This window comes from Campylobacter concisus (genome assembly GCF_003049735.1).
Taxonomy (GTDB): domain Bacteria; phylum Campylobacterota; class Campylobacteria; order Campylobacterales; family Campylobacteraceae; genus Campylobacter_A; species Campylobacter_A concisus_AN.
In genome coordinates this window covers 1-15,605 of sequence record NZ_PIRM01000010.1, presented here as the reverse complement: position 1 = coordinate 15,605, position 15,605 = coordinate 1, and the positions used below count along the sequence as shown (strand labels likewise).

Below are 15,605 nucleotides of genomic sequence, written 5' to 3'. Positions count from 1 at the left end.
AGAAAGGATAATTACTTACAAAGAGCGGATAATTCTCTTGCAAAGAAAGGATAATTACTTACAAAGAGCGGATAATTATTGCATTCTAAGCCCCTATTTTAGGGTATAAATTTAGCCTACAAATTCTTCAAATTTATTTTTATATCAAATTCAAAAGCTATCTTAAGAAAAACTAAAAACCCATTTGAATATGGCGAGATCTCTCCTTTGATCTTTTTAGCTCTACCATCCTTTGCCTTTCAGGCTTTTTTAGCTCTCGTTCAATTTCATATCCACAAGTGGTAATAGCTGCTGCAGTTTGCTTTTCCAGGCTTTCTCTAAATTTTCCGCCATATTGGTTGTTAATTCGTTGTATGCTTCCTGAAACAACTTCTCCATATCCTCCAAGCTTTTGTTTAGTGTCTCTTTGATTGTCAATAACTCTGTTTCTAATAAGATATAATTGTTTTGCAAAGCTTTGTAATCGTTCTCTAATTTGTGATATTCCGCTATTAAATATTCGTTCTTGCCATTCTCTAAGAGCTGATTTAATTCGATTTTGATATTCCCTATCTCGCTCTGCTCTTTGTCTAAGTTGTCTAGTTCGTTCTTGTGTGTTAATAATATATTCTCTAGCTCTTGTTTGTATTTCTCTGCTAAGTCGCTGTAATATAGAGACGTTCTCGCTTTGCGCAAATTCTCGTAAGCTCCTTGCAGCTCTATATTTTCGTCTTGCAATCTCTCTACCTCGTTCAATAATTCCGTCTCTAACGCCGTCATTTACAGACCTCCATAATTCAGTTGTAAATATTGAGTTCCGTCCTTCATCTGTGATAGTGTTTGTGGTGGCAACACTAGATACCTCTCTGCTTTGCCAGTTGTTTTGTTGGCTTGTTCTGTTCGATAATTCACTGGAATTTGCCACTCGTTTAGCACTTTGTTCTCTTCTCTTAATCTCTCGTTCTCTGATTGATAATATTGTATTTCTGTCCGATTGAGCCAGAAACACGCTAAAAATCCTAGGCATAGAGATATCATTGCGATTGATAACACCAAGCCATTGAATATTTTTTCCGTTAAGCTTGGAGTAACTTGCTGTATTATCTCGCTTCTTATGTTCGCTATTTGCGATATTGTCGGAGATAGTCTGTTCTTTATATCGTTTTTGATTTCGTTTATCTCGTGTCGATATGAATTTTTCAAGTCTTGCTCTATTTGCGATACACTCTGCTTGTGTATCTCTATTAGCGTATTGTTGAATTCGTCTTGATTGGCTTTCGCCGAGTTCGCTAAGTCCTTTAAGGTCTGTGAATTCTGCACTGTAGATGCCTCCTTTTAGTCTAAATGGTTTTTTTTGATTTGGTATTTTGATACTTATTCCACTTTTTGGCTGCCTTGTAACTTCGTAGCCACTAGAGCTTAAAAGCTCTATTAGATGCGTGCGATTTATTATTAATCCTTGTGATACAAGATCTTTTAATTGATTGTCTAATTCTATAATTGTGTTGTGCTGCTCTATCGTAGCTTTGTGACGGTTTTGGTTATACTGATTTTTTGGATCGTCTGGGCTGATGAAATTATATTCATCGTTGATAGTTCTTTTCCATAAATTAATATTTGTGCGATCACGCTTATCATAGTATGGGTTAAAACTTTTACCACTCACTAGATCAATTTTAGGGATTAAAAAATTTAGCTCTAGTCGTCCATCTTTATCGCTATGCTCTACCCAAAGAATATTTACTCGATCTTTCATATAATCACCGAGTAGATGTCGTTCAAAGTCTTTTATAATCTCTTGCTTTGTTTCATTGCTTATGTCACTGGCTTTTTCTGCAAACGACAACACTCCAAAGGTTGTTTTTTGCTTGTAGTGAATTTGACTTATAATAGCTCTAGTCTGTGCTTCATTGCCTTTTAAGACTCGTGCTGTACCTTGTTCTTGTCGTTCATTGAGCAAATAATTTACGCTGCCAAGTCCGCCGCCGTCTCTAGTTGGTAAAAATTTAACTATCATCGCTCAATATCTCATATAGTTCATTTAGGCGCTCCAGTGATTGATTTATTAATGAGAGCGCCACTCGATCAAGACTCTTGTTTTGATTTAAACTCCTCGCTATCTGATTTAGGTTACTTCCTTGTCTCGATAGCTCCAAGATTAGTTCTTTAGTAATTGGTGTCTTTGTAAGTGGTCGCGAAAGCATCGAATTTATAGCAAATTTTGAAAATGTAACCCCACCTAATTTATCAAGCTTGTCTTGAATTTTTTCATTTTCGCTAGGTGTTAATCTTAAAATTTTGGTTATTGTTTTATTCTCTTTCATCATCATTCCATGCCATTAGAATAAGAAATGCCACTAAGCCACCCCAAAATAGACCTAAAAACCCAAAAAAAATCGTAAATTTGTAGTGATACTTCGCAAAAATAAATCCATACAAAAAGAATCCTAATCCAAAAAATATAGCAAGATTAAGATACTGAAATCTACTCATTTTTACTACTCCTAAACAGCTCTTTACAAAGGGGGTTAAGGGGGATTTGCCCCCTTACGAGCACCCGCAGTATATACAAAACCGTCAGGATTTTGTATATACAAGGGGTATGCTCGCCCAGCATTTTATTATGAAGCATTATAGCATAACTAGAATAGATTGCAAATAATATTTAGACTATGGTATAATCTCACACAAAAAGGAAAATTTTTGGAAAAGATAAAATTAAAGATTGAGTTATTATCCAAAAAGATTGATATAGTAAAAAGCAAACTTTTAGTATTTTCTGCTGGGATAGCTGGATGTTGGGCTTTTATATCTTCTCATTATAATAATGTTGATTTTTTGGTTATAATTTCACTGATTTTGATTTTTGTGTTCGGATTTGGAGTTGGGATGAATTTATTAAAATTTAGTGACCTGACGCAAAAGATTGATGAACTAGATAAGGAATTAAATAATGAATGATATTAGTTTAGTAGTGCCATTGGTATTGCTTGTAAGCTTCGTAGTTGCTTATTTTTGGCATAAGAGTGGCAAAAAGACACCAGATTTTTTTTAAATTTTAAAGCATTTGATGGATAAAGATATAAATAAAATTGTTAAAAAGTCGATATTAACTTACAAAAATCCAAATTATTAAAGGAATTAAAATGAGAAGTCTTTTTAAAACCACACTATTAAGTGTTTTACTGCTTACCAGCTCAAACGCAAAAGATCTATTAGACTTAGCTACAAATGGAGCTATTAGTCAAGGTGACGTAAAAACCCTAAACAATAATGAAATGAAAAATGTTAAGGGTGGATACTTAGTGTATTCAGATGTAATTGAACGTTTGAATATAGGTATTACAATAGCAATACCAAATGATGCTTTTGAATTAGGTGCTTATAGAGATGAGGAAAGCAAGAAACTACTTTATTTGTATCCTGATGCTACAAGAGGGCTATGTGGATATAATGAAAATAAGTGTTATGAGAATGATGCAACTTTTAGTCACTATGAAAAAAATAAAATGAGATTACTTCAATATGCTCAAGCGCTAGGTGAGTATAAATTATCAGAAGGATTTCTTTTAGCTTTTATTGTTAAAAGAAATATAGGTGTTTCAAATCTTGGAAAAAAATATACATATTTTACGTATCAAACAGCAGCATATAATTTAAAAGATGCAACCATACATCCGATAAGCTCAAGTGCAAATTTAGAAAATCCAATAGTAAAAGAACTTAGAGATCATACGCAATTGAATTTAGAAAAACAACTTGGCGGATTAAAAATTTACTAGGATATTTATGATGCAAATTTCTAATCTGTCGTCACCTCTTTTTGATCTTTCCAATGAAAATATCGCTAGAGCGATGGGATTTAAATTTCAAAACATTAATGAGATTTATAATGATAAAGTAGGTGAATTGAAGGCATCTGATTATTTAAAGCTTGATGATGCAAATAGAGCAAAGGTGTATGATAGAAATGCTTATCCACTTACGGGTTTTACAAATGGTAAAGAAGCAAAAGTAAGCATTATTGGTAAACTTATGGGGTATGATAATACTATCTCAAAAGAAGATATAAGGGAGCTTAAAAAATTTATAGATGATAGTGGAGTATTGGGACTTGAGAAAAACCCAGCATTTGAACCAAAAGGGATATTTAAAAAAGATACATTAAATAGTGAAAAACTTAGTGTTGATGATTTTATAGATCAATTTGCTAATAAAAATATCCTTTCTTTTATATCTTACGGCGGAAGTAAAACAGCTGAATTGCTTGATAGTGATATGAGTATTGATGAGTTTAAGGGCAAATGGGCCAAATTTGCTCTTGAGAAGCGATTTGGGGTAGAGCTTGATGAAGATCTTGCAAAAGAAACAATGAATGTTGTGAACGAGATTGAAATTCAAAGGGATAAAGACGAGATAAAAGAAAAAAAATTTAAACCCATACAAATAACCAAAAAATCTAAAACTTATGATATACAAGCCGATGAAAAATTTAAAGAATTTTATAAATTTATAAAAACTGAATTTGATAATGGCAAAAATATATTTGAGATTTTAGAAAAAATTGCAAAGACAAAAGTAGATAAAATCGCATAAAGGACTAAATTTGAAACAATCATTACTTCTAGCTTCACTACTCACTACTCTTGCATTAGCATCAGATCCTATCACGATAGATAGCCTTTATAAACAGCAGGTTGGATTAAGAAGTGTTACAAATTTGTCTTTGCTTAGCAGCGGCAATCCTAACGTATACACAAGCACTCCAAATCTTGTAATAAATGGTGATCCAGTTGTTTGGGATGACACAAAACAGCTAACCCTTACCCAGACGCTTATGTATGCTCTTACTTCAAAATTAGATGTTTTAACGTCTTTTAGTGGAAGTTACAAGAGAAGTGAGTATATGGATTATTTTACTCTTGAGCCAAAAAGTGAGAGCAAAACTCAGTTTGATTCTGTATGGCTAGGCTTAAATTATAGAGGAGATAGAATTGGTGAGCTAGTGCCTATGCTTACTCTTCAGACAGCACTTTATCAAAGAGAGAGTGCGCTTAGACAGAGTAAAAATTTTAGCTTTAAGTCTTATTCAATAAAAGGCAGCCTAAAAGGATATTCTGATCCAGTAATTTATAGCATATATACTGGATTTGGCTACAACGCAGATAGAAAATTCGACTTTGCGAAGCTAAACTATGGCAATACTGTGTTCTTTGGTGGAGATTTGTCTATTGTTTTAAGCCCAAAGATCACACTTGATCTTGGCATCGAGCAGAGATTTCAAACAGCAAATAAAATAAATGATAGAAAAACTACAAATCTTAGATCTATCCCAACGTATAGTGTAGGATCTACTTATAGTTTTAGTAATGACACTTCTATTTCTATATCTGCTAGTATGGGTGGCTCTAGTGCAGCACCTGATAGCATATTTGGTATTAGCATTTGGCAAAAATTCTAAAACTACTTTTTTGTGCAGCGGTGGCATCTTTGCCACTTTATGCTGGTTTTGCTGTTAGATCATACGAGGAGCTAAGAAATCAAGATGTAATTAGGCAAAACTATGAAGAGTCTTGTGGTGCAGCATCATTAGCAACACTCATTAATACGCTTGATTTTAAAATTCTAACAGAAAAAGACGTGCTAGAGCAGATGGATAAAGGCGATAAAAAACTAAATACCGATATGGTGAGTTTTTTGCAGTTAAAGCAAGCTGCTGCTAAGCTATCCTATGACTCTGAGGGTTATCAGCTTGATCGTGCTACTTTTGAAAAGATAAACTTGCCAGTCCTGGTAAAGATAGAGGATGATCCTCGTTTTCCCCATTTTGTGGTTGTGATAAATCATGAAGGCGATTTTATAACTATCCTTGATCCAAGCTACGGCAAATATATAAGCTCAAAGGATCAGTTTTATAATATATGGGATAAACATAAGCAAGGGGGCTATGTCTTAATCCTTGGTCCAAAGAACGATATACATAGAGAATATAAACTAGACTTACCTATAGACAATAAAGCACTATTTGATAAACTCTAGTTTTTATCCATTAAGCCATCTTATTTAAAATTTGCTTCTTATCTATCTTTTGCATAAGCTCTAAGACGTCTATACCTCTTTTTTCTTTAAATTTTAAAAGCTCTCTTGCAAAGAGAAATTTCTGATCCTTGTTTATATCATAGGTCTCATACTTCTTCTTAACCTGCATAGGTTTAAATTTCTTCTCACTTTGCTCTTTGGCAAAATTTGCATTATATTCTTGTTCTTCTTTGTGTAGTTTGGCCAGAAATTCTTTATGTTCTTTTGTAGTTTTTTCTACGTCTTCTTTATAAAGCTTTTTAAACTCTTCTATACTTAGATCAGCTCTAACAAACAAAGCAGCACCATCATTACTCATCATAGTGCCTTCTGGAAATGATTTTACAAAAGCTTCTAGTTCTGCCTCCTCTTCTGCTGTGCCAAGACCAATCATAAAGCCATTTATTGTTGGCTTGCCATCAACAGAGTTTGTAAGTAGCCAATCCATATAGCTTTGTAACTCTCCAATTCTAAATTCTTCCATAGTTTCTGGAGGATATTTTGATGCTAAAGCTCTTCTTTCTTTCATGGGGTAATCAGACAGCATATTATCTATTCGATTTATAGTATCTGTTATCCAGCCCTCTTTACTTTGGTCTATATCAATAAATTCTTTTACATTATCAGTCCAGGGTCTAAACATATACTTTGAGTAATCAAATTTTTCTTCGGTAGCGTTTTTGTCTTGCTTGCCTTTTTTGGCTATATTTTCTGTTGCATTTCCTTTTTGGATAGTGGTTTCTTGTATCGGTGTGTTGCTAAGTCCGTTTATGCTAGTTATCATTTCAGCTCCTTTGAAAATATATGGGAGCCTACAAATTTAAACTTGTAGGCTACTTAAATTTTACCAACCACCTAGGTCAGATTCCATTTGCCTTTTAAAATTATCTCTTAGCTGTCTTACAACTGCATTGTTGTTTAGGACAAAACTACTAGAAATCTTATGAAATTCTCTAGTTTTCTCATTATAAGCCGCAGCGCTGTAAGTAAATAAAGGATATCTACCATAACGACTAGATTTTATCTCTCTTTTGACAGTGTATGCAAGATAATAGCCAGGCATATCATAAGCGCCTAATCCCTGTCTATATTGTGATTTTATGTAGTCACCGTCTTTGCCATTTTCTATGATAGCATATGCCCCAGATTCATTATATGAAAATTGCCAAGGTCCTTTAAATTCCAAGCCTCCTTTAACCTCATTCATATCGGTGGCATCTAGTTTTTTAACATTACTAGAGATGTCACTCAAAGCACCAGCTGTAACCTTTGCCAGAAAATCTTCAGCATTAGCACCTGCAACTAAAATTCCGCCAAGTATGGCTATTTTAAGAACTTTAAACATAACTTCCTCCTGTAAAAAGTTTTATATGAATTATAGCACTAATTTAGTTTTAATTGATATCAATTATTATCTTTTAAAACCTACCTATGAAAATCTTACTTTTCAATACAACTTTTAACAAACGCCTATTTTGCCGCATCTCTACATATACAAAACGATCATCTTAAGCTTTCTATTGCTTAAAGTAGAAAAATCACTTAAGAAATCGGCAAAAATTTGTTTTTAAATAGAGAAAACTTAAAAAAGATAACTAATTTCTACTACTATGCCTTTATATCAACATCTCTTTTTATACCAAGCATATCTACTAGGTATTTTCCAGCTGGGTTTTCATTTAGCTCTTTTACTAAATTTAAAGGTGGCATGCTAAATTTCAAAAAGCTATCCATAAAGTCCTTGCTCTTTTTACCATCTTTGTCTATCTCACCAAAGAGTAGCTTTAGCATTTTTAGATTATGCTCCATCATCTTTTTAAATGATAGTTCGTCTTCTTCATATCCCCTACGTCTATCTTCAGGAGTGCTCACAAAGCCACTTTCTAAGTCGATATAGACAAAGTCTCTTTTAGATCTGATGTAGTCTTGCATATATTTAGGCATGCCAGCTATGTCATTATCAGTAGCATTTATAAAGCCAGGTCCAAATTTCATCTCGCCCATAAGTTCAAACAGCTCAAAAGCTCTATTAAATTCTTTACTATCTATGCTCTTATCATAGCCTTCTCTTTTGCCTTGTGCTGTTGTCTCGCCCTCTCTTACATCAAGGTTGTTGTTTATAACGGCTGCTATAAGTCCGCCTTTAGTTATTGAGCCATCTTTATTAGTGTATTTCTCTCCATGCGGATCCATAAATACACCACTTCCCACACTCTCCTTGCCGCCATTGTTGTTGTTAAAGATATCTGTTGTTGGCTTTAGTGGCTGTCTGCCGTCTCCTCCTTTAAAGCTTGGGTTGAAAAAAAGCGTGCTTATCATCTGCTTATTTGACTCTTTGCCGTTAAAATCAGCCGCAGCCGAGCCAAATTCATGAATGGAGTTATGGATCTTGGTTACTTGCATACTTTGGCGGTTATAAGAAAAGCCTTGAGGGAAATTTCTTATCTCATCTAAGCTAAAGCTATCTTTTGAATTTAGCGTGTCTTCGCCAACTATTTGGGAGAGGATTTTGTAGGCATTATTTACGGTTTTTAGTATGTCGATGCTATCAAAAGTCCTTTTCATATAGTCAGACTGCGTCTCTATCCTTACTAACGACTCCAGCGTGCTTGAGTGAATTTTATAATCACTTGGTATGCCAGCTTGTTTATTAAACTCATCTGTAAAGTAGCCATCCTTATCTACCTTGTAGCCTAAAACTAAAGAGCTCGTTTGGTTGGTGGCTGTGCTAAGACTTGCCGCTTGCTTAGAATTTATGCTTGTTTTATAGCTTTGTGTATATGTGTTGTTGTTAAGTCCATTTAACATTTTCAAATCCTTCTTAAATAAAACCCTAGTTAAAACTAGGGTTGCAATCTCAATTAAAAGCCAAGGCTCATAGTTAGTTGATTTCTAACAGCTTTTGAATTTATTAGTTCGTTTGCTATATATGGTTTGTTTGTTATGGTTTTTAGTCTCATAAGTTGGCCATTTACATTTTTAAAGGCTGCAACAGAGTAAGAATATTGTGGAATGCTACCAAAGCCATAAGGCTTATTCACCTTTGTTGCTACAACACCTAAGTATTCATCATTGCTATAATTAACTTGATTCATAACTTCTTGAAAATTACTTTTAGCATAGTATCCACCAGAACAACCATCTGGCATGTTAAGCCCACAAGATACCTTGTTGTCTCGTTCATATGGAGAAAAATTAACAAGTGCTACGGCTTGAGAAAAATTTTGTGTTTTTGAAAGATTATGAATTTTTATGCTATACCCACCATTAACTTGCTCTAGATCCAAGCTATTTAGTGTTTTCACACCAACTGAATTATTATCTGCGGCCCCATTTGTAGCTTTAGAAAGCAAATCATTTGCAAAGGCACCACTTAACATTAAAGCACTAGCTAGTGCAACTTTAAATAGCTTTTCCATTTAAACTCCTTGTTAAAAAATTGTTTTATTTTAGCATATTTATTGCTTTTTTACTTTTAAAATCTTCCATTTTTTCTCTGATGATCGATCTTAGATATTGGGTTCTATTTGTTCTGGTTATATGTCCCATTTCGTCTAAAAAATCCAGCTCTTCACTAGACAAAAACATTGTCGTTCTTTTGTCGGCAGGATTGGCACTTTTTGGTCTGCCGCCAGTTTTTTTAGTTTCTTGCTTTTCGTCTTGTTCTTGAAAGCTTGCCGTGCTTAGTTCGTTTAGCTCTATCTCTGTAAGATCTAAATTCAATTTTGCCATTATTTATTATCCTTTATGTAATTAACGACTTTTTGATACATATCTATAAATGACTGATATTGTCTTTTTGAGAGATTGCTTTCATTGTATAGCTCTAAAAAACTTAGTCCAGTTGTCATAGCATTTTCAAATATTTTAGAGCTTTTTAAAATAAGAAATTTTGTGCAAGCTATGTTAGCAGCTTTTATCATTGCTACTGTTTCTTCTAGCTCTTTTTGAGAAGAGACATCTGTTATAAGACCTAGTGTTTTGCAGCCAAGAGGTTTGATCTGTGATATGGTGCTTGCTGCTCTTTTAATGGAATTTGGGTTAGAAGTAATGGGAACAATAACAATACTACAATGTTTTAGTATCTCTAGCACTCCAGCCGAGGCAAATCCTCCAAAGTCATACATAGTATTTGGTTCAAAAATGCACTTATCTAATATTTTGCCATCTTTGTAAAACTGTGGCACTACAGAGTCATCATTGCTTTGCCATTTTAGTCCAAGATCTTTTGCCAAACTAAAACTAAGCGGCGTCTTTCCAACCCCACCCTTTAGTTGTAAAACTGCTAAATTCATATTAATCCTTTTTATCATATAGTATGTTAATAACATATTATATGATAATTATGTTAATATAATACAAAACATATACTATAAATAAAACGGTTATCTTATGCTTTCACACTCTCGTATCTACCTTTTTATAAAGCCTATCTTTACTAGATAGTTCTTTAAATTTGAGGTCGTTTTCAAGGTAGGTAATGTTGTAAATTTCTTTAGTGGTGATGCTTTTGCCGTTTTCAAGTCCGATTAGGAATTTATTTGTAAATTTATCAGAGAGGTTTTTAACGAGCTTTGCTCCAAGCTCTTTTAGGCTAGATATCTTCTCATCTTGCTTTATGCCTATATCCTTAAAGTCAAGTCTATTTAACTCTATATCATTCATGCTCTTAGCATCTAAATTTATACTTGCTCTTTTACTATCTTTGTCATCTTTGCTTATTAGCTTACCAGTGTCGCTATAAATTTCTTTTACCTCTAGCTCTCTTCCACTATCAAATTTAAGCGTGATTGTGCCATTTTTGTTTAGCTTCATAGCTATTACGCTGTCCGTGTCCTTTAGAGCAGCTGCTGCCTTACTCGTATCACTCTCAAAAGCATGCTTTACTCTTTCTAAATTTTCTAGGCTAAACTCAAGCCCAGTTGCTTTTTCAAACTCACTCTCCATAGCGATCATATAAGATGACTTTGTGGTTTTTAGCTTTGAGATGAGATCATCTGCGTCTTCTACATCTTGCTCTTTTAAATTTTTGCTTATCCACTCTACATCTTTACTGTGAGCGCTAGACTCTTTTTGGTAGTCGTTATAAAATTTCATAAAGCTATCTTTTTGATAGCCTGCGTATGAAAAACTCTCGTCTTGTTTAGATCCAGCAGGTTTTATGATAGGGTTAAACTCACTAAGCTTTTTCTTGCCGTCAAAGCCAACTTTCTCATAGGCAAAATTGTTTAAGCCACTCTCTTCGTTAAATATCTTATTATCCCTAAGATCTACCCAGCCGTCTTGGTCTGCATGGTCTTTGAAAAATTTATTAGTCTCTTCTTTGCCTATCTTTTGGTAGCGATACTCGGCTGAAAATAGAGTATAAGGGTTTGAGTTGTTTAAACTAACTCTATAATCAACCGTATTTTTGCTAGCAAAGTCCATAGCCTCGTAGCTTAAATTTCTAATATCCTTTTTGATAAAGTCGTTCAGGTTTATCTCGCTCGTAACTTCGCTTAGTTTAAAAATTTTCTCATTACCGTCTTTGTCGTAGCCTCTAACTTTTAGCTTATCAAAGTATTTATCGCCAGAATTTATCACTCCATCCTTGTTGCTATCAAAGTTAAATAAAAATCCATTTGCGTCTAGCTTGCCTATGCCTAGTTTGTCATTATCGTCATAAAGATCCAAAAAGACCTCTACGTCACCTCGTGAAGTTTTTATCGTTTTTTCATAGGCGTAGTCATTTAAATTTGTAAATTTAGTATCTGCTGCCGCGATGGGCTTAATGGGAGTTTTTGAATTTATAGATGAAAAATAGGTGCTAGTTTGATCCACTTTCCTTAGTGCTGAGGCATCTTCGCCAAAGAGATACTTGTTCTCAAAGTCTTCTTTGCTCCAGTTTCTTCTCTGGATATCTCTATAAGAAAAAGCTTGATTTAGCCCAATATCTGTTTTAGAGTAGTCTGATTTCACACCACTGGTGCTGGCGCTTTGGATGATAGAGTAAGTGCTATTTGAGATAAGCTTAGTAGCGATGTCTTTAAGCTCAGACTTTAAATTTGTGTTGTCTAAAGTTTGCACTCTATCTACGCCAAGAAGGACCCTTGAATAGATCATATCTTTGGGTAAATTTATATTTATGGGCTCTAAATTTGGTGATACATTCATTTTAAATCCTTTTAAAATATATAGCTTATATCGGCAAATATAAAAAATGTTTAGTAGTATGGGAGCTGGAGAGCCAAAATGGCTCTCGCTGTAAGAATTACTGTTTTTCTCTGATATCAGCAACAATTCCTGTACCAGGAACGCTATAAACACGTAATGTATCGTTTTTAAAATTCAGGTTAGAGTCATTCTGATCAGGATTCCTTAGATCGTTTAATATCTTATAAACTAGATTCATATCCAGGTTCAATTGCGTATTATTTTGATGAACTGGCATGGTTGTAGTATTTTTATTTATATAAGAAAACATATCAACCTTATAACTCCAAAAGTAGTCTTTAACGTTTAAAAGGCTATGTACTTTTGCACCGTTATAAACATCATTCATATCTAGATCATCTTGTTCATTGCTGTCTAATCCTAGCTCAACCCAAGGTTTTGGATTTGCATTTTGATCACTATCTATAGGCGATACTTGATGGCCATTTTTACCGAAAGAAGTTTTATTGCTGACTAACCCTTTCCAACCAACTTCATATACTTCACCCATTTCATTGGCTTGAATATATACTGGTTCATCTGTTGGAATTGGTTCACTTGTTCTTGCTTGGCTAAGTCCACCAGTCAATCTTGTAAACTCAGCATTTAAATAACCATTTTTATCAATATACACTTTCATAAATGGCTTATCATTTCTTAAGGGATCTCCAGCTCGTCCATGATTAATCCTATTTAAAAAAACAATTTTCTTATTATCTTTTTTTAGATTTTCAAGAATATTACTATTAAGCTCTATCTTGGCGGCTACACTATTCGATGACCATAAAGTAGTCTCATAATATGTTAAAGCATTGCATTTAACTTTTTTATCACCACTTATACATAAATAATCATCATCTGCTAGTTTAGAAGCATTTTCAAAATCTAGAGTTGGATCATTTTGGCTTTTATTAACCAAGATTGTAAAAAGTCTAGAACTACCACTTGAAATTGGCACAAGTGCATCTCTTGCATTATTTATGTTTGGTTCTCCTGGCATAGCCACATATCCAAAAGCCTGAGAGCTTAAAGCCACCATTACTGAAATATTTCTTAATATTGTAAAAATTTTCATTTTAAATCCTTTTTTATAGTATGTGTGTTGTAGTTATTATCTCCAACACTTATTAAGGTGCTACAACCAATTATGTTCAGCACAACTAAAACAAGAAAAACTATCTTTTTCATTTTTTCCTCCTAAAAACAATGAGTAAGATATGAATGATTTTAATTGAATATTAATTTGCAGCACACTATAATTGGATCGCTTTAATTATCTGACAGTGTGTTTTTAATATCCAATTTATATTAAATATTTTACATGCTGTCCTCCTTATTTTTTATGTTCCAATCTAGATAAAACACATGCCAAATACATAAGAAACTTGATATTTATGTATTTTTAAGATATAATACCTAAATTGTTATTGACATTATACTCCAATAATGTGTATTAGTCAAGATATTAACTCAAAAAATAGGTGTATATTTATGATTACTCAAAAAATAGGTGATAAAATAAGAGAGTTAAGAAAAAGCCAAGGTATGAGTCAAAAAGAATTTGCTAGAGCCATTGGTGTCTCGTATGGAGCATTACAAAGTTATGAATATGGCGACATTGAACCTAGAGAGATTATACTACACGCAATAACTGCACGTTTCGGTCTTCCACTTAACTACTTTAATTTAAATACCAAAAGCTCGATGGTAGGATACAACATAAGTAGGCTTGCAAGAGATATCGAAACTAAAACAATCTATCTTAATTTTTATGATAATGTTAGAGCAAGTGCTGGATATGGATCATATAACGATGACACAATAGCCAAAAAAATACCCATAAGCGCACAATTTTTAAAAGAAATATTGCAGGTTCCTGTAAGAGAATATGACGTTATAAGAGCTATGGGTGATAGCATGGAGCCTTTTATAAAAGATAATGATATGATTTTAGTAGATAGAAATGAAACTGTAAAAAATGGAGATATTGTAATTGCCATCTTGGAAGATAGTTTATATGTAAAAAAATATTTATTTGATCCAATACAAAAGATAATTAAACTAACATCACTAAATAGCTTTTATCAAGATATCATCATTGAGCCACAAGAACAAATTCAGTTAAATATTATTGGAGTTGTCAAAGCTAGATTTAATATAGATACAAGTATTTTTAGATAATATGTTATATATGTTATATATTGTATTAACATATATAACATAGTTATAGATTAATTAATATCAAAAAGTGTAGGTTCTGTATCTTTTATAGTCTCTGCATTTTTAACAGCTATTTCAAGGTCTTTAATTGCATTAAACCAAAAGAAATTTATATCTGTTCCTGTTTTTGAAAAAAGAACCCTAATTTTTCCTTCATCGGAGCTTGTAGATAGAATTCTCCTTATATTGCTATCAATCATCACATATTTATCGTTAAAGCTAACTAGCTTTCTATCAAAAATCTCGATCTCTCTTAGTCCAGCATTAGTTAAATAGCTTTCATCTCCACCAAGCTGTTTTAGGTTGTCTAATTCCTCAGAGGTGATAAATTTTATACTAAACGATAAGACTTTTTTTCCTTTTTTGCGTTCAGGATATATGCCTAGTATTTTAATGTCGGTCAGTTCATTTATTTCCTTTTTGGCCAACTCTAAAATATCAAACTGTAAATTTCCCCAACGCCTTTTGTTTTTTGGGACTTCTAGCCAATCGCAAAACTCTTCTAATTCAAATTCTTTTTGCCTTGTTATATTTCTCAGATCTTTTAGAATTTGATATATCCTTATTGAATATTTAGAAGTCATATTGATAATATTTTTAATTTGGTATTTTGTAAAACTTTCAACTATTTTTAATAAATATGGGCGCATATAGTCATTAAATTTAAATTTGATTTCTCCTGTATCCTTGTCGTATTTAAAAACTTGATAAATAGGGTATGCTTCCCAGACCTTTTCGGTTTCTATCTCATAGACCTGCTTCAAAAGTGTTCTACAAACCGATTTTACAGTTCTAAAATCTAAATTAGTATCTTCACAAAAATCTTGCCTATCAAGTGTAATTTCTTTAAATTCATCGTCATTTTTGGCATCGATCGTAGTAATAGTGGCCAAAAAAACCTTCATTTCAGAGAGATTAAGCTTACTTCTACCCTTTGTTATTTTATCACTATGAACGATTATATTGCGATTTTTCATAACGCTCTTTTTTGTGGTTTAAGAATAAAATTATACTATTAATGTCTTTAATTATACTTTATAATAATATATAGGATAATTCTCTTGCAAAGAAAGGATAATTACTTACAAAGAGCGGATAATTCTCTTGCAAAGAAAGGATAATTACTTACAAAGAGC

18 protein-coding genes are annotated in these 15,605 nt (G+C 33.0%); 6 read left to right on the top strand and 12 right to left on the bottom strand.

The genetic code is table 11. The features are described 5' to 3' along the window. Positions 1-172: 172 nt before the first annotated feature. Genes CVS97_RS09140 through CVS97_RS09130 form a run of 3 tightly spaced genes read right to left on the bottom strand, consistent with a single transcriptional unit; the run spans position 173 to position 2,472 of the window. Positions 173-1,996: a relaxase/mobilization nuclease domain-containing protein gene (locus CVS97_RS09140; RefSeq protein ID WP_107785842.1), complete on the bottom strand. Its 1,824-nt coding sequence runs from the start codon at positions 1,994-1,996 to the stop codon at positions 173-175. Continuing rightward, positions 1,986-2,303, bottom strand: a complete 318-nt coding sequence (locus tag CVS97_RS09135) for a plasmid mobilization protein (protein ID WP_035170240.1) — start codon at positions 2,301-2,303, stop codon at positions 1,986-1,988. The genes CVS97_RS09140 and CVS97_RS09135 overlap by 11 nt, the downstream gene beginning before the upstream one ends. Then, entirely contained in the window at positions 2,290-2,472 is a 183-nt protein-coding gene (locus tag CVS97_RS09130) for a hypothetical protein (RefSeq protein WP_009295427.1), read from the bottom strand. Before CVS97_RS09130 ends, CVS97_RS09135 begins: the two co-directional genes overlap by 14 nt. 210 nt (positions 2,473-2,682) lie before the next feature. Here CVS97_RS09130 and CVS97_RS09125 point away from each other — a divergent pair, with 210 nt between their 5' ends. From CVS97_RS09125 to CVS97_RS09105, 5 genes are all read left to right on the top strand, one after another. Beyond that, positions 2,683-2,940: a hypothetical protein gene (locus CVS97_RS09125; RefSeq protein WP_012000893.1), complete on the top strand. Its 258-nt coding sequence runs from the start codon at positions 2,683-2,685 to the stop codon at positions 2,938-2,940. A 185-nt stretch (positions 2,941-3,125) separates the two neighbouring features. Beyond that, positions 3,126-3,761 carry a hypothetical protein gene (locus CVS97_RS09120; protein WP_009295425.1) on the top strand — a complete coding sequence of 212 codons (636 nt, stop codon included), beginning with the start codon at positions 3,126-3,128 and terminating at the stop codon, positions 3,759-3,761. A 7-nt stretch (positions 3,762-3,768) separates the two neighbouring features. After that, a complete protein-coding gene (locus tag CVS97_RS09490) occupies positions 3,769-4,575 on the top strand; it encodes a hypothetical protein (RefSeq protein ID WP_234401448.1) in 807 nt (268 codons plus the stop codon). A gap of 10 nt (positions 4,576-4,585) precedes the next feature. Beyond that, positions 4,586-5,440 carry a hypothetical protein gene (locus tag CVS97_RS09110; RefSeq protein WP_009295423.1) on the top strand — a complete coding sequence of 285 codons (855 nt, stop codon included), beginning with the start codon at positions 4,586-4,588 and terminating at the stop codon, positions 5,438-5,440. Next, entirely contained in the window at positions 5,425-6,018 is a 594-nt protein-coding gene (locus CVS97_RS09105; protein ID WP_107785841.1) for a C39 family peptidase, read from the top strand. Before CVS97_RS09110 ends, CVS97_RS09105 begins: the two co-directional genes overlap by 16 nt. A gap of 10 nt (positions 6,019-6,028) precedes the next feature. On the opposite strand, the gene CVS97_RS09100 is transcribed toward CVS97_RS09105, so the two are convergent. From CVS97_RS09100 to CVS97_RS09065, 8 genes are all read right to left on the bottom strand, one after another. Beyond that, entirely contained in the window at positions 6,029-6,841 is an 813-nt protein-coding gene (locus CVS97_RS09100; RefSeq protein ID WP_107785840.1) for a cell surface protein, read from the bottom strand. Positions 6,842-6,901: 60 nt separating this feature from the next. After that, positions 6,902-7,402: a hypothetical protein gene (locus CVS97_RS09095; RefSeq protein WP_009295442.1), complete on the bottom strand. Its 501-nt coding sequence runs from the start codon at positions 7,400-7,402 to the stop codon at positions 6,902-6,904. Between the two features lie 263 nt (positions 7,403-7,665). Then, positions 7,666-8,865 (bottom strand): Cj0814 family flagellar-dependent secreted protein, encoded by a 1,200-nt coding sequence (locus CVS97_RS09090; RefSeq protein ID WP_107785839.1) that lies wholly within the window; start codon positions 8,863-8,865, stop codon positions 7,666-7,668. Between the two features lie 53 nt (positions 8,866-8,918). After that, positions 8,919-9,476, bottom strand: coding sequence for a hypothetical protein (locus CVS97_RS09085; protein ID WP_087583789.1), 558 nt, complete (start codon positions 9,474-9,476; stop codon positions 8,919-8,921). Positions 9,477-9,501: 25 nt separating this feature from the next. Beyond that, positions 9,502-9,789 carry a hypothetical protein gene (locus CVS97_RS09080; protein ID WP_012000895.1) on the bottom strand — a complete coding sequence of 96 codons (288 nt, stop codon included), beginning with the start codon at positions 9,787-9,789 and terminating at the stop codon, positions 9,502-9,504. After that, entirely contained in the window at positions 9,789-10,352 is a 564-nt protein-coding gene (locus CVS97_RS09075; protein ID WP_087579356.1) for a spore coat protein CotH, read from the bottom strand. Before CVS97_RS09075 ends, CVS97_RS09080 begins: the two co-directional genes overlap by 1 nt. Before the next feature lie 103 nt (positions 10,353-10,455). After that, positions 10,456-12,210, bottom strand: coding sequence for a response regulator (locus tag CVS97_RS09070; RefSeq protein WP_107785838.1), 1,755 nt, complete (start codon positions 12,208-12,210; stop codon positions 10,456-10,458). Between the two features lie 97 nt (positions 12,211-12,307). Then, positions 12,308-13,324: a hypothetical protein gene (locus tag CVS97_RS09065; protein WP_103596381.1), complete on the bottom strand. Its 1,017-nt coding sequence runs from the start codon at positions 13,322-13,324 to the stop codon at positions 12,308-12,310. Between the two features lie 416 nt (positions 13,325-13,740). Between CVS97_RS09065 and CVS97_RS09060 the strand changes: the two genes are divergently transcribed. Next, a complete protein-coding gene (locus CVS97_RS09060; protein ID WP_159070915.1) occupies positions 13,741-14,430 on the top strand; it encodes a helix-turn-helix domain-containing protein in 690 nt (229 codons plus the stop codon). 50 nt (positions 14,431-14,480) lie between these two features. Here CVS97_RS09060 and CVS97_RS09055 read toward each other — a convergent pair whose 3' ends face one another. Then, on the bottom strand, positions 14,481-15,446 hold the full coding sequence (locus tag CVS97_RS09055) for a replication initiation protein (protein WP_107785837.1): 966 nt from the start codon (positions 15,444-15,446) through the stop codon (positions 14,481-14,483). Between the last annotated feature and the right edge of the window lie 159 nt (positions 15,447-15,605).